Annotated in this window: 14 protein-coding genes; 10 read left to right on the top strand and 4 right to left on the bottom strand. The window is 64.8% G+C overall.

The features are described 5' to 3' along the window. The first annotated feature begins 113 nt into the window (after window positions 1-113). The 6 genes from ACN9MZ_RS25135 to ACN9MZ_RS25110 all read left to right on the top strand — a co-directional run bounded on the left by ACN9MZ_RS25135 (window position 114) and on the right by ACN9MZ_RS25110 (window position 6,598). Window positions 114-845 (top strand): FadR/GntR family transcriptional regulator, encoded by a 732-nt coding sequence (locus tag ACN9MZ_RS25135; protein WP_426164556.1) that lies wholly within the window; start codon window positions 114-116, stop codon window positions 843-845. Window positions 846-954: 109 nt separating this feature from the next. Continuing rightward, window positions 955-1,872 (top strand): 5-dehydro-4-deoxyglucarate dehydratase, encoded by a 918-nt coding sequence (gene kdgD, locus ACN9MZ_RS25130; RefSeq protein WP_426339562.1) that lies wholly within the window; start codon window positions 955-957, stop codon window positions 1,870-1,872. Continuing rightward, complete coding sequence (locus tag ACN9MZ_RS25125; RefSeq protein WP_426339561.1) at window positions 1,872-3,452, top strand: aldehyde dehydrogenase (NADP(+)); 1,581 nt, start codon at window positions 1,872-1,874, stop codon at window positions 3,450-3,452. The genes kdgD and ACN9MZ_RS25125 overlap by 1 nt, the downstream gene beginning before the upstream one ends. Before the next feature lie 51 nt (window positions 3,453-3,503). Beyond that, window positions 3,504-4,913 (top strand): MFS transporter, encoded by a 1,410-nt coding sequence (locus ACN9MZ_RS25120; RefSeq protein ID WP_426339560.1) that lies wholly within the window; start codon window positions 3,504-3,506, stop codon window positions 4,911-4,913. Further along, the gene (locus ACN9MZ_RS25115) at window positions 4,913-5,794 is read left to right on the top strand and encodes an SMP-30/gluconolactonase/LRE family protein (RefSeq protein WP_426339559.1); all 882 of its coding nucleotides are present in this window, start codon (window positions 4,913-4,915) and stop codon (window positions 5,792-5,794) included. Before ACN9MZ_RS25120 ends, ACN9MZ_RS25115 begins: the two co-directional genes overlap by 1 nt. Window positions 5,795-5,875: 81 nt before the next feature. Continuing rightward, window positions 5,876-6,598, top strand: coding sequence for a PEP-CTERM sorting domain-containing protein (locus ACN9MZ_RS25110; RefSeq protein WP_426339558.1), 723 nt, complete (start codon window positions 5,876-5,878; stop codon window positions 6,596-6,598). On the opposite strand, the gene ACN9MZ_RS25105 is transcribed toward ACN9MZ_RS25110, so the two are convergent. Beyond that, entirely contained in the window at window positions 6,595-7,413 is an 819-nt protein-coding gene (locus ACN9MZ_RS25105) for a helix-turn-helix domain-containing protein (RefSeq protein WP_426339557.1), read from the bottom strand. The genes ACN9MZ_RS25110 and ACN9MZ_RS25105 overlap by 4 nt on opposite strands. A gap of 115 nt (window positions 7,414-7,528) precedes the next feature. Between ACN9MZ_RS25105 and ACN9MZ_RS25100 the strand changes: the two genes are divergently transcribed. Further along, window positions 7,529-8,524 carry an alpha/beta fold hydrolase gene (locus ACN9MZ_RS25100; RefSeq protein WP_426339556.1) on the top strand — a complete coding sequence of 332 codons (996 nt, stop codon included), beginning with the start codon at window positions 7,529-7,531 and terminating at the stop codon, window positions 8,522-8,524. On the opposite strand, the gene ACN9MZ_RS25095 is transcribed toward ACN9MZ_RS25100, so the two are convergent. After that, entirely contained in the window at window positions 8,521-9,357 is an 837-nt protein-coding gene (locus ACN9MZ_RS25095) for a class I SAM-dependent methyltransferase (protein ID WP_426339555.1), read from the bottom strand. The two genes, ACN9MZ_RS25100 and ACN9MZ_RS25095, sit on opposite strands and share 4 nt — an antisense overlap. A gap of 100 nt (window positions 9,358-9,457) precedes the next feature. On the opposite strand from ACN9MZ_RS25095, the gene lpxO reads away from it, so the two are divergent. The 3 genes from lpxO (at window position 9,458) to ACN9MZ_RS25080 (ending at window position 11,823) form a co-directional block, all read left to right on the top strand. Then, window positions 9,458-10,357 carry a lipid A hydroxylase LpxO gene (gene lpxO, locus ACN9MZ_RS25090; RefSeq protein WP_426339554.1) on the top strand — a complete coding sequence of 300 codons (900 nt, stop codon included), beginning with the start codon at window positions 9,458-9,460 and terminating at the stop codon, window positions 10,355-10,357. Between the two features lie 34 nt (window positions 10,358-10,391). Next, complete coding sequence (locus ACN9MZ_RS25085) at window positions 10,392-11,276, top strand: alpha/beta hydrolase (protein ID WP_426339553.1); 885 nt, start codon at window positions 10,392-10,394, stop codon at window positions 11,274-11,276. Between the two features lie 115 nt (window positions 11,277-11,391). Beyond that, on the top strand, window positions 11,392-11,823 hold the full coding sequence (locus tag ACN9MZ_RS25080) for a hypothetical protein (protein ID WP_426339552.1): 432 nt from the start codon (window positions 11,392-11,394) through the stop codon (window positions 11,821-11,823). Here the strand turns inward: ACN9MZ_RS25080 and ACN9MZ_RS25075 are convergent. Then, window positions 11,792-12,571, bottom strand: coding sequence for a substrate-binding periplasmic protein (locus ACN9MZ_RS25075; protein ID WP_426339551.1), 780 nt, complete (start codon window positions 12,569-12,571; stop codon window positions 11,792-11,794). The two genes, ACN9MZ_RS25080 and ACN9MZ_RS25075, sit on opposite strands and share 32 nt — an antisense overlap. 29 nt (window positions 12,572-12,600) lie before the next feature. Then, the gene (locus tag ACN9MZ_RS25070; protein WP_426339550.1) at window positions 12,601-12,933 is read right to left on the bottom strand and encodes a hypothetical protein; all 333 of its coding nucleotides are present in this window, start codon (window positions 12,931-12,933) and stop codon (window positions 12,601-12,603) included. Between the last annotated feature and the right edge of the window lies 1 nt (window position 12,934).

Genomic DNA, 12,934 nt, shown 5'->3' with positions numbered 1-12,934 from the left:
TCGACCGATTTTAATTTGGTCCGGCCAATTTCGCAAGAAAGCAACAGCTGCCAACAGCCGGAGATATCTCTGATAGGATGTCTGACATCTTTTTCGCGTGTATAATGAAGGGCATGACTATCCTCCCTCGCAAGCGACATACCCTGGCCCAGGGCGTGGTCGAACAGATCAGCGGCAGCATCAACAGCGGCGTGCTGAAACCCGGCGACAAGCTGCCGACCGAATCGGCCATCATGGAGCAGCATGGCGTCAGCCGCACCGTGGTGCGCGAAGCAATCTCGCACCTGCAGGCGGCCGGGCTGGTGCAGACCCGCCACGGCATCGGCACCTTCGTGCTGGAGAAGCCGCGCAACAGCGGCGGCCTGGGCATCGATGCCGAGAGCATCGTCACCGTGCGCGATGTGCTGGCCATTCTCGAGCTGCGCATCAGCATGGAAACCGAGACCGCCGGCCTGGCCGCGACCCGCCGCAGCGATGAGCAGGTGGCTGAACTGGCGCAGGCGCTGGCCGATATGCGGCAGGCGATGGAGCAGGGCCGCGCCTCGGTGGAAGCCGATCGGCGCTTCCACCTGGTGATCGCCAAGGCCACCGGCAACCGCTACTTCGTCGACATCCTCGGTCAGCTCGGACAGGCGATCATTCCGCGCGCGCGCGTCAACACCGCCAACCTGGCGCAGGACCGCCCGGCCGACTACCTGGAACGCGTGCACCGCGAACACGAAGACATCTTCCGCGCCATCCAGCGCCAGGATCCGGAAGCTGCCCGAGCCGCCATGCGCACCCACCTTTCCAATTCGCGCGAACGCCTGTTGCAGGCCCAGCAACGTTTCGAAAACGCCGCATAAAATGGGCATGTCCCATTTTTTCGCTTGCGTTCGCTTAAACTAGGTTGTACGATGACTTACAACTGAGCTCGCGCTCGATTCGTGCAAAAACCACACTTAGGAGTCAACGATGTCCCTGTCCCCGCAAGAACTCAAGAAAGTCATGTCGTCCGGCCTGCTGTCCTTCCCGATCACCGACTTTGACGCTGAAGGCAATTTCAACGCCAAGACCTATGCCGAGCGCCTGGACTGGCTGGCTCCTTACGGCGCGAGCGCACTGTTCGCCGCGGGCGGCACCGGTGAGTTCTTCTCGCTGACCGCTCCTGAATATTCGCAGGTGATCAAGGTTGCCGTGGAAAGCTGCCACGGCAAGGTGCCGCTGCTGGCTGGTACCGGCGGCCCGACCCGCCAGGCCATCGCGCTGGCGCAGGAAGCGGAGCGCCTGGGTGCCGACGGCCTCCTGCTGCTGCCACACTACCTGACCGAGGCAAGCCAGGACGGCCTGATCGAACACGTGGCCCAGGTGTGCGCCTCCGTGAAGATCGGCGTGATCGTGTACAACCGCGCCAACTGCCGCCTGAACGCCAATTCGCTGGCGATCCTGGCCGAGCGCTGCCCGAACCTGGTCGGCTTCAAGGACGGCGTGGGCGAAATCGAATTGATGGTGCAGATCTACCGCAAGCTGGGCGACCGATTCTCCTACCTGGGCGGCCTGCCGACTGCGGAAGTGTATGCCGGCGCCTACAAGGCGCTGGGCACCCCGGTTTACTCCTCGGCCGTGTTCAACTTCGTGCCGAAGCTGGCGATGGACTTCTACCACGCCACCGTTGCCGGCAATACCGCCGAAACCGACCGCATGCTGGATGAATTCTTCCTGCCATACCTGGACATTCGCAACCGCAAGGCCGGCTACGCCGTGTCGATCGTCAAGGCTGGCGCCCGCCTGGTTGGCCATTCCGGCGGCCCGGTACGCGCTCCGCTGACCGACCTGACCGCGGAAGAAGACGCCATGCTGCTGGCCCTGATCAAGAAGCAAGGTGCCCAATAATGCAGATCACCGGTGAAATGATCATCGGCCAGCAACTGGTGCGCGGCGCTGCCGGCACGCTGTTGGCCTTCAACCCGGCGACCAGGGAAAACCTGCAGCCGCCGTTCGGCCAGGCCGACCTGACGGATGTGGAGCGCGCCTGCGCGCTGGCCGAACAGGCCTTCGACGCCTACCGCGCCACCACGCCGGAAGTGCGCGCCTCCTTCCTGGAGGCGGTCGCCAGCAACATCGATGCTCTGGGTGCCACCCTGACCGAGCGTGCCATGGCCGAAACCGGCCTGCCGCAAGCGCGCCTGGAAGGTGAGCGTGGCCGCACCGTCAACCAGTTGCGCCTGTTCGCAAAAGTCGTGCGCGATGGCCACTGGCAGCACGCCACGCTGGACTCCGCGCTGCCGCAACGCACGCCGCCGCGCCCGGACCTGCGCCTGCGCAAGATCGCCGTCGGCCCGGTCGCGGTGTTCGGCGCGTCCAACTTCCCGCTGGCGTTTTCTGTCGCGGGCGGCGACACCGCATCTGCGTTGGCCGCCGGCTGCCCGGTCGTGGTGAAGGCGCATGCCGCCCATCCTGGCACCTCCGAGCTGGTGGCGCGCGCCGTGCAGAAGGCGGTCGCCGATTGCGGCCTGCCGGAGGGCGTGTTCTCCATGATCCACGGCGATGGCCGCGTGGTTGGCCAGGCGCTGGTTGCCAACCCTTCGATCAAGGCTGTCGGCTTTACCGGCTCGCGCCAGGGCGGCACGGCCCTGATGCGCACCGCCGCCGCGCGCCACGAGCCGATTCCCGTGTATGCGGAGATGAGCAGCATCAATCCGGTCTTCATGCTGCCAGCGGTCCTGGCTGCAAACGCCGAAGCACTGGGTGCCGCTTTCGTCGAGTCGCTGACCATGGGCGTCGGCCAGTTCTGCACCAATCCAGGCCTGGTGATCGGCGTGGCCGGTCCGGATTTCGACCGCTTTGCCGCAGCCGCTGCCGCTGCGCTGCAGCCGAAGGGAGCCGGCACCATGCTAACTGCCGGCATCCACAAGGCCTATGAATCCGGCGTCGGCCGCCTGTCCGATGCAGCAGGCGTCAAGCTGCTGGCCCTTGGCCAGCAAGAGGGCGCCGGCTGCGCCGCCCAGGCAGCGCTGTTCCGCGTCGACGCGGAGAGTTTCGTTGCCAGCCACGCGCTGCAGGAGGAAGTCTTCGGCCCGGCCTCGGTACTGATCGCCTGCCGCGACGAAGCCGAAATGCTGCGCCTTGCTTCCAGCCTGGAAGGCCAGCTGACCGCCACCGTGCACTGCACGGCCGACGACCATCCGCTGGCGGGCAGGCTGCTGCCGACGCTGGAACGCAAGGCGGGCCGTGTGCTGTTCAATGGTTTCCCGACCGGCGTCGAGGTATGCCATGCGATGGTGCATGGCGGCCCGTTCCCGGCCACGTCGGACACCCGCACCACGTCCGTCGGCGCCTCGGCCATCGAGCGCTTCCTGCGTCCGGTAAGCTACCAGAATGTGCCGGCGGCCTTGCTGCCGGCCGCCCTGCAGGACGATAATCCACTGCGCCTGGCACGCATCGTGGATGGGGAGCTGCGCACGGCAGTTTGATTGAGTAGTACGGCCGGAGGAGACGCCGGCCGCTTTCGAATATAAGAAACTATGAATCAGCCCAACCCGCAAGCCGTCGGCCTGGCGGCCGAACCGGCCGCCGCCATCGGCAAATACCGCTGGACCATCTGTGGCCTGCTGTTCTTCGCCACCACCATCAACTACCTTGACCGCCAGGTGCTGTCGCTGCTGGCGCCCGCGCTGTCGAAGGAATTCGGCTGGTCGAATACCGACTACGCCAACATCGCCGCGGTGTTCCAGTTCGTGTACGCGATCTCGATGCTGTTCGCCGGCCGCGTGATCGACAGAATGGGCACGCGCCGCGCGTTCGTGCTGGCCATTGTGGTGTGGTCGCTTGGCGCGATCCTGCACGCCTACTCGGTGCCGATCGGCGCCACGTTCTCCAACGTCCTCGCTGCAGTTGGCATTGCCGCCGTACCCGTATCGGTGGCCGGCTTCATGGTGGGCCGCGCCGTGCTCGCGCTGGGCGAGGCAGGAAACTTCCCGGCCGCCATCAAGGCCACCGCAGAATACTTCCCGAAGAAGGAGCGCTCCTTCGCCACCGGCATCTTCAACTCCGGCGCGAATATCGGCGCGATCCTGGCGCCGATCACGGTGCCTCTGATCGCCGAGGCGTGGGGCTGGCAGTCCGCCTTCGTCATCATCGGCGCAATCGGCTTTATCTGGATGGGCTTCTGGCTGTATTTCTACGACGCGCCGTCAAAGCAGAAGCGCCTGTCGCGCGCGGAACTGGATTACATCAACAGCGATGCGGCCGATGCTCCAGCGGCAGCGCCGGCCGGCGCCGCCGCGCGCAAGGCTTCCTGGTTCAAGCTGCTGGCCTACCGCCAGACCTGGGCCTTCACGGTGGGCAAATTCCTGACCGACGGCGTCTGGTGGTTCTTCCTTTTCTGGCTGCCGAAATTCATGTCGGCGCAATACGGCGTGTCGGCCACCGAAATGGTGGTGCCGCTTGCGGTGCTGTATTCGATGACCATGTTCGGCTCCATCGGTGGCGGCTGGTTCCCGACCTTCTTCATCAATCGCGGCGCCAGCGTTTATCACGGCCGCATGCGCGCCATGCTGGCCATCGCCTTCTTCCCGCTGGCGGTGCTGCTGGCGCAGCCGCTTGGCTACCTCGGCATCTGGGTGCCGGTGATCCTGATCGGAATCGGCGCGTCGGCGCACCAGGCATGGTCCGCCAACCTGTTCACCACCGTGTCGGACATGTTCCCGAAGCACAGCGTCGGCTCCGTGGTGGGCATCGGCGGCATGGCAGGCGGCCTGGGTGGTGTGGTGATCACCAAGGTGGCCGGCAAGCTGTTCGACTATTACAACGCGCTGGGCCAGATCCAGACCGGCTACATGATCATGTTCACCTTCTGCGCACTGGCTTACCTGCTTGCGTGGTGCATCATGAAGGCGCTGGTGCCGGCGCACAAGGAAATCACTGACCTCTGATGGAAAAAGTAAGCGGTGTTCATTGCACGGTGGGTGAAAGCCCCACCTGGCACGCGGGCGAGGGCGCCTGGTATTGGGTCGACATTCCCGCGCGCCGAATCTGGCGCCTTGATCACGCCAGCGGCGCGACCCGCTTCTGGAAGGCGCCGGAGATGGTGGCCTGCTTGTCGCCCGCCGCGTGCGGCGGCTTCATCGCAGGCATGGAGACCGGCATCTTCCACCTCGTGCTGCAGGATGACGGCAGCGTATCGGCGCAGCGCCTGGCTGCGCCGCCAGCGTCAGAGCTGGGCCAGGGCATGCGCTTCAACGACGGCCGCTGCGACCGGCAAGGACGCTTCTGGGCCGGCACCATGTTCATGGACATGGCGGCGGAACGCGCGGTCGGCCAGCTCTATCGTTATACCGCCGCGGAAGGGCTATCTGCGCCTTTCGTGTCCGGCATGCTGACCCAGAACGGTACGGCGTTCTCGCCACGCGGCGACGTGATGTACCTGTCCGACTCGCACCCGAAGCGGCGCATGGTGTGGGCCTTTGATTACGACATCGGCAGCGGCACGCCGCACAACAAGCGCATCTTCCTCGACCTGGGCGCGCAGAAAGGCCGTCCCGACGGCGCCGCCGTCGATGCCGACGGCTGCTACTGGACCTGCGCCAATGACGGCGGCCTGTTGCAGCGCTACACGCCGGGCGGCGCGCTCGATCGCGCAATCGCACTGCCGTTTGCCAAGCCATCGATGTGCAGTTTCGGCGGTCCCGACCTGTCCACGCTGCTGGTCACATCGATCGACCCGGGCAATGCCGGCGACGATTGGCCCGGCTCGGTCTTGCTGCTGCGCCCCGGCGCGCAAGGGCTCGCCGACGTTCGATGCAACGCGCATTAATTTGTTGCAATTCTGCAAAATCGAGTTTTCTTTTTGTTAATTTCCATTCATACTTTATTTTTTATCAATTGCAAATAAAGTATGAAACATCTCGTTTTGCCGGCCATGCTGCTGGCACTTGCCGCGCCGGCGCAGGCTGGCATTACCAGCAGTTTTAACGTCACGTCCGCAGTTCATTGGACGTCCACGGGCGCGGGCATTCTGGAAGACTCGGAAGTCTTCACGCCATTTGGCGGGACAATGCGTTCCAGTCTGACGCCGTCGAGCTGCTTTGGCAGCTATTCCGGGACCGAGCATAACTCGCATTGCTGGTTCGATCTGGACACCGCAGCCTTCCGCTCGCCGTACGACGCTGAATACCAGCGGCGCACGGGAAGCACGGAACCTCCCCGTGCAGGCCTGATTTCCCGGCTCCAGGTCAATAGCGATGGTAGTTATACAGGCTACTTCAATTTCACTACCATCAGCTACGTCGATGCTGGCGACGCGACCGGTATTATTCGCAAGGGCTTTTTCACCGGTTATATATTTCGCTATCAGGGCGCGGGGCTGGCTTTGGATACGGCAATGGATGCGGCACTTGCAGGCTCCTTGTGGCAGCGCCAGGCTTTTACCAGGAAGACATTCATGACAGCGTGGGATCGCAGCAGCGTCGATCCGGTGTCTGGCGACGAGGCGCTGATCGAGGCGGAAGGATGGGATGGCAAACTGGAAATGGCTGCCGTGCCTGAACCGGCGGCGCCCGCACTGTTTGGCATCGGCCTGGCTGCCATCGCGGGGCTGCGCAGGCGGAAGCGCGGCTAGGTTGTTGGATTCTCTTGCAGGGTGCGGCAGAATGCGGCGCTGGCTTCATCGGCCGGGAAGCACGATTCGATGTGGAGTTCTTCCAGCGTGACGTCGCGCGGGGTGCCGAAGGTGGTGATGGTGGAGAAGAATGCCACGCGCTGGCCGTCGCGCTCGAATACGGTTTCAAGCAGCGGCGCGGGCACGGCGCGCAGGTCGCGCTGGCGCCATTTTTCAGGCACGCCCGGATAGGCCAGGACGTCTTCCAGCAGCTCGCGCGCCTTCGCGTCGCTGGGCGCCGTGGCGACCAGCTTGTGCAGGTGGGCCAGCAGGGTGCCCGCGATTTCCTCCCAATTTACGAGTACGGCACGCAAGTCCTGTGGATCGAAGGCATGGCGCAGCATATTGCGGTGCGGGCTGTCGCGGCCGCCCAGCAGCCAGCGGTTCATGCGGACGGCGGCGCCGTTCGCCATCACGATATCCCAGTGGCGATTCATCAGGAAGGCAGGGTAGGGTTCCTGCTGCTTCAGCATTGCTTCGATCGCGCGCCGCATCGGCGCCAGCTCGGGATTGGCCAGCGCCGATTCCATGTAACGCGGCGCATAGCCGGCGGCGACCAGCAGCGAGTTGCGGTCGCGCAGCGTCATTTCCAGCGTGTCGGCGAGGCGCGCCAGGATCTCTCGGCTGGGCTGGGCCTTGCCGGTTTCAATGCAGCTCAAGTGGCGCGTGGAGAGGCCGGCGTCCAGCGCCAGGTCCATCTGGCTCAGGCGGCGGGCAGAGCGCCACTCGCGCAGCAGGGCGCCGACGTGGGCGATCGGAAGCGGGTTTGCATTCATGTGGCCATGGTAACAAGGTTTTGCGCTGCGCTTCCATGACCTCGGAGGTCATTGCTTCGCATCGGACCCGGCCCGATCATGCATCCCATCGAAACCCGTCTTGCAGGAGATGAGCATGAATCGCAGAAGTCTTTTGAAAGCCGCCATTGCATTCGCCGCTGCGGCCGGCGTGGCGCGCCCTGCCAGCGCCGCGGGCGCGGCGAAGGAATTGGCGCCCGCCGATGCGGCGCTGCGGGCCGAGGCGGCGCGCGATGCGCGTGCCTGGCGCGCCTCACGGCGCTTTGTGGCCACCAGCGCTGGACGCGTTGCGGTGGTCGAGCGCGGACGCGGCCCGCAGGCAGCGCTATTCCTGCATGGCCTGCCGCTAAACAGCTTCCAGTGGCGCGGCGCAATAGCGCGCCTGGCGCCGCATCGCCGCTGTATCGCGCCGGACTTTCTTGGCCTTGGCCACAGCGAACCGGCGCCGCAAGCCAAACTCGATCCGGAAGGCCAGGTGGCCATGCTGGCCGAACTGCTCGACAAGCTGGGCGTCGAGAAGGTTGATGTGGTCGCAAGCGACAGCGGCGGCGCCGTGGCGCAACTTTTCCTGGTGCTGCATCCCGAGCGCGTGCGCAGCCTGCTGCTTGCCAACTGCGACACCGAACTCGATTGCCCGCCGCCGGCCATGCAGCCGGTGATCGAACTGGCAAAGCAGGGCAAGTTCGCGCAGGAGTGGCTGGCGCCCTGGCTGGCCGACAAGGACAAGGCACGCTCCCCGCAAGGTTTGGGCGGCATCTGCTACGCCCGGCCAGCCGCGCTGGCGGACGAGGTGTTCGAAACCTACCTGCGTCCCCTGGTCGACAACCCGCAGCGCCTGCACGGCTACATCACTGCGCTGGAACGCAATGCCCTGCACGGCATCAAGCCCGCCCTGAAAGCCAGCACGGCGCCGGTGCGCGTGCTGTGGGGCATGGCGGATGAAATCTTCCTGCCGCGCGGCGCCGACTATCTCGAGCAGGCATTCGGCAACAGCAAGGGCGTGCGCCGCATCGAAGGCAGCAAGCTGTTCTGGCCCGAGGAGCAGCCAGGCCTGGTGGCGCGGGAAGCGCTGGCGCTGTGGCGCAGCGCCTAGCGCTTGCGGTAGATGCACACCATGATATCGCTGGGGAATAGCCGCATCAGCGGCAGCAGCAGCCAGCGCATGCCCAGGTAGCGCAGTGGCGCCTTGAATGGATGGAGCTGGCCAAACACGGTCATCCAGCGCCACATGCCCTGCTTTTTCACTACCGCCAGTTCGCTGCTGTGACGCAGCGTGAAGCCTTCGCGCTCCACCAGCCTGGTAAGATTGGCCGGGTTGAAGTAATGGACATGCGGCGAAGCCATGCCTTTCTGCCACAGCCGGTCGAACGGGCCAGGCAGTCCGACGCGGGCGAACAGCTTGGACAAGCGGTAGCACAGGCCGCGGCTGCTGGGCAGGTTCAGCACCAGCGTGCCGTCCGGGGCCAGGCGCTGGTGGCAGTCGCGCAGTGCGGCGCGGATATCGGGGATATGTTCGATTACTTCATTCAGCACGATGATGTCGAACTGCTCCCCGTCCGCCAGCGCCTGGGGGAAGTAGCCGATGCGCACCGGCAGCCCGCGCTCGCTTGCCTGCCGGGCCAGCACTTCATCCGGCTCGACTCCCAGCACGTCGAAGGCGCAGGATGCCGATTCCAGGAACCAGCCATGGGCGCTGCCCACTTCAAGCAAGGTGTTGGCGCGCGGCGCCGCGAACTGGCGGGTGAGGGCGACGATGGTGCGGCAGTTCTCCTGGCGCAGCGCATTCAGCGACGCTTCGCGCAATTCTTCGTCGCTTGTGGCGGGTGTGGCGGAATGGGCTGCGCCTTCGTAGGCGCAGCCGGGGCAGGTCCGGTGCCAGCCTGACAGGCCGGTCTTCAATGGGGCGTAGCAAATAATGCAAGTCATGCGCGCCACGATAGCATGCTTACATTGTTGCGATATTCACAAATACTCACTTTGCAGACTGCGGTAGAATCGCAGGTTTGGATCTTTCCGAGGTTTCGCAATGAAATGGGCTGTTGTCGGCTTTTACATCCTGTCCGTCCTGCATATCCACTTCCGTGGCAAGGTACGTCTCCCGATCGGCCGCCAACTGTTCGACCACTCGTCGTTCATGGCCCCCATCAATATCTTCATGCACTGGTTCTCGCGCGTGCCGTCCACGCCTTACCTGCCGGTTGACACCTTCAAGGAACTCAAGCCGCTGGAAGACAACTGGCAGGTGATCCGCGCCGAAGCGGAAAACCTGCTGCGCCTGCAGAAGATCAAGGCTTCGGAAAAGAACGACGACGCCGGCTTCAATTCCTTCTTCAAGAATGGCTGGAAGCGCTTTTACCTGAAGTGGTACAACGCCAGCCACCCTTCGGCCCAGGAACTGTGCCCGCAGACCTATGCGCTGCTGGCCGCGATCCCTTCGGTGAAGGCGGCCATGTTTGCCGAACTGCCGCCGGGCGGCAAGCTCAATCCGCACCGCGACCCGTTTGCCGGCTCGCTGCGCTACCACCTGGGCCTGGCCACGCCGAACGATGACCGCTGCTTCATCGACGTCGATGGCGAGCGCCATAGCTGGCGCGACGGCCAGGGCGTGATCTTCGATGAAACCTATATTCACTGGGCCATCAACGGTTCCGAGAGCGACCGCATCATCCTGTTCTGCGACGTGGAGCGCCCGATGCGCTACCGCTGGGCGCAGGCGATCAACCGCTTCCTCGGCCGCACCATGATGACTGCGGCCGCCTCGCCGAACGAGCAGGGTGACCAGGTTGGCCTGGTGTCGAAGCTGTTCCGCGTCTCGTTCTACGCCGGCAAATACCGCCGCGCCTTCAAGGCCTGGAACAAGACTGCCTACAAGATCACCAAGTTTGGCCTTATCATCGGCCTCGCAGCAGCAATCTATTACATGTAAGGCGGCCCGCGCTGCCTGGTCAAAAGGAGGCAGCGTGCGGCACCGAATCCCCGCCGGCGTCCTGGCCATCGTGCTGGGCGCCACCACCCTTGCAGCCGGCGCCGGCCCCTTGCGCGGCCGGCTGCTGGAACGCCAGGCGTCCCGCACTGCGCATGACGCCGCCCCCGGCAAAGCCTTGCGCGACATCCCCTACGGCAGCGATCCCCGCCAGCGTTTCGACGTCTACCTCCCTGCGCAGGCAGCGTCCAGGGCCCCCGTCATTTTCATGGTCCACGGCGGCGGCTGGCGCATCGGCGGCAAGGCCGAAACGGCCGTGGTGGAGAACAAGGTGCCGTATTTCACGGGGCGCGGCTACCTGGTCATTTCGATCAACTACCGCATGCTGCCCGATGCCGATCCGCTGCTGCAGGCGCAGGACGTGGCGCGGGCGCTGGCCACGGCCCAGGCCAAGGCCGCCAGCTGGGGCGGCGATGCGCGCCGCTTCATCCTGATGGGCCATTCAGCCGGGGCGCACCTGGTGGCGCTGCTGTCGGCCCAGCCTTCGCTGGCGGCCGGCAGCAACTGGCTCGGCACCATTGCCCTCGACAGCGGTGCGCTGGACGTGCCGCAGATCATGGAACAGCGCCACCCGCGCCTGTACGACGAAGCATTCGGCAGCGATCCGGCCTTCTGGCGCAAGGTATCGCCGGCTCACGCGCTGCAAGCGGGCGCGCAGCCGATGCTGCTGGTCTGCTCCAGCCAGCGCGACAGTTCCTGCCGCCAGGCCCACGATTTTGCGCAGCGCCTGCACGCCAGCGGCAGCCGCGCCGACGTGCTGGAGCAGGCGAAGAGCCATCGCGACATCAATCTGCAGCTTGGCGCCGACAGCACCTATACGAGCGCGGTAGAAGCCTTCATCGACAGCCTGCTCAAGTCCTAAGCCTGTCGGAATTTTTTACAGATGAAAAAACGCTGCATTTAAAATCAGTAACTTATATTGCTTGGTGCGATTATTGCTTACTGTCTAGTTAAGTAAAATTAACTAGAGGAAATAAATGGGGAAGCTGGGGCTGGGTGTGTGCGCCTTGCTGCTATCCGTGAGCCAGGGAGCGTGCGCTGCGCTGCTGTCCAGTTCCGAGGCAATAGGTGCCGGCAGCGCCGGCCCTGCCGCCGGCCCCGAACCGTTCGACATCAGCGCCAGCGATGATGGCGCTCCTGCATTTGAGGAGCGGCTGGCGGACCAGCAGGAATTCCCCTTCAGTCCGCCGGGCAGCGTGGGCCGGGTCCGGACCCACCTTGGCAGCATGATGCTGGACGTCGATCCGGCCCTGGTCAATAACGTCCTGTCGGGCAGCAAGTATGAAATGGTCGATGATTCCGCGCGCAAGCCGACGCTGCAAGCCCTGTGCGGCATGAGCCTGGTGTTGCTGCTTGCCTTCCGCGCCGCAGCCCGGTTCAGCGGCAAGCGGCGGCGTCGGCGACGGTAAAGTGGTAGCGCAGCGCGATGCGGCGCCACTCGCGATCGCAGGGCATGGCGGCAGCGATCTTGTCCAGTTCCGCCGCCAGCGCCCCGGCACCGCGCGCCAGCACGAAATGGCGGCCGAACTGGCTGAAGGGCTTGTCGCCCACATGCAACTGCCCCAGGGGCAGCTTTTCCCTGTCCATCTGGCGCCGCAGGTAACGGAAAGCGCTCAGCGGCATCACCGTGAAATCGGCCTGTCCCGCCACCAGCTTGCGCAGGTTGCTCATGGCATCGGGCGCATTGCTGCGCGTCAGGCTCTTGCCGGCGTATTCGTCGATGCCGGGATAACGGTTGCCGTCAATGCCGGCAAAGCGCAGGCCGACCAGCGAAGCCGGGCCATCATAGCGCACCGGGTTGTCGATGCGCGACACGATGACATTGCTGTCGTCCAGGAAGGGCGGGCTCCAGTGAAAGCGCTTGCGCGGCACATCGCCGATGAAGGCTGGCGAGAGGAACAGCGCCACCCCGTCGAAGCCGACGGATGCCTCCATCAACTGGTTAAGCTGGCGGCGCTGCAACGACACCAGTTGCAGCGTATAGCGGCCTTCGAGCTTGCGGTTCACATAGCGCACCAGGTCGGGCGCCAGGCCGCTTTTGCCGTCGATGTAGGGCGGCCCGCGATAACTGTTGTAGGCCTTGACGATGGTATCGGCGCCAGCCGGCGCCGCAGCGAGGGCGCTGCAAAACACTAGCAGCAGGTGCGGTCGTGCCATGGCGCGCCTCCGGGCGTCGCGACCCGGTCTCAGCGCGCGCGGGCTGCCGGCAGGCGCGCTTCTTCCGGAGTCAGGATCCAGACCAGGTTGAGGTTGCCGTTCATGTCTTCCGTGTAGTTGACGATGAAGGTCGCATCGGCCAGCGCGTTCGGCACCACGGTCAGGTTTTCATCGCTGAAGATGCGTGCAGCTGGCGAAAGCTGGCGCGGCTTGCCGTCGACAACGATGTCCGGCGCATAGCCGAAGGTAATCTTGCCGCGCTTGGCGTTCGGCGGGAATGGGCGAGGCTCGGCGGCCAGCGCTGGCAGGGCAGGGAGGGTAATTGCTGCCGCAAGGGCCAGCAGGAAGTGTCGTTTGTCCATG

Origin of the sequence: Pseudoduganella sp. S-14, from assembly GCF_049913285.1 — a bacterium.
Lineage (GTDB): Bacteria > Pseudomonadota > Gammaproteobacteria > Burkholderiales > Burkholderiaceae_D > Rugamonas.
This window is presented reverse-complemented; position numbering and strand designations above follow the sequence as displayed.

What these genes read in the sequence shown, in the direction of transcription:
- ACN9MZ_RS25135 (WP_426164556.1), top strand. Translation starts at nt 114, where the DNA reads ATGACTATCCTCCCTCGCAAGCGACATACCCTGGCCCAGGGCGTGGTC.
- kdgD (WP_426339562.1), top strand. Translation starts at nt 955, where the DNA reads ATGTCCCTGTCCCCGCAAGAACTCAAGAAAGTCATGTCGTCCGGCCTG.
- ACN9MZ_RS25070 (WP_426339550.1), bottom strand. Translation starts at nt 12,933, where the DNA reads ATGGACAAACGACACTTCCTGCTGGCCCTTGCGGCAGCAATTACCCTC.
- ACN9MZ_RS25100 (WP_426339556.1), top strand. Translation starts at nt 7,529, where the DNA reads ATGAATCGCAGAAGTCTTTTGAAAGCCGCCATTGCATTCGCCGCTGCG.
- ACN9MZ_RS25075 (WP_426339551.1), bottom strand. Translation starts at nt 12,571, where the DNA reads ATGGCACGACCGCACCTGCTGCTAGTGTTTTGCAGCGCCCTCGCTGCG.
- ACN9MZ_RS25080 (WP_426339552.1), top strand. Translation starts at nt 11,392, where the DNA reads ATGGGGAAGCTGGGGCTGGGTGTGTGCGCCTTGCTGCTATCCGTGAGC.
- ACN9MZ_RS25110 (WP_426339558.1), top strand. Translation starts at nt 5,876, where the DNA reads ATGAAACATCTCGTTTTGCCGGCCATGCTGCTGGCACTTGCCGCGCCG.
- ACN9MZ_RS25125 (WP_426339561.1), top strand. Translation starts at nt 1,872, where the DNA reads ATGCAGATCACCGGTGAAATGATCATCGGCCAGCAACTGGTGCGCGGC.
- ACN9MZ_RS25105 (WP_426339557.1), bottom strand. Translation starts at nt 7,413, where the DNA reads ATGAATGCAAACCCGCTTCCGATCGCCCACGTCGGCGCCCTGCTGCGC.
- lpxO (WP_426339554.1), top strand. Translation starts at nt 9,458, where the DNA reads ATGAAATGGGCTGTTGTCGGCTTTTACATCCTGTCCGTCCTGCATATC.
- ACN9MZ_RS25095 (WP_426339555.1), bottom strand. Translation starts at nt 9,357, where the DNA reads ATGACTTGCATTATTTGCTACGCCCCATTGAAGACCGGCCTGTCAGGC.
- ACN9MZ_RS25120 (WP_426339560.1), top strand. Translation starts at nt 3,504, where the DNA reads ATGAATCAGCCCAACCCGCAAGCCGTCGGCCTGGCGGCCGAACCGGCC.
- ACN9MZ_RS25115 (WP_426339559.1), top strand. Translation starts at nt 4,913, where the DNA reads ATGGAAAAAGTAAGCGGTGTTCATTGCACGGTGGGTGAAAGCCCCACC.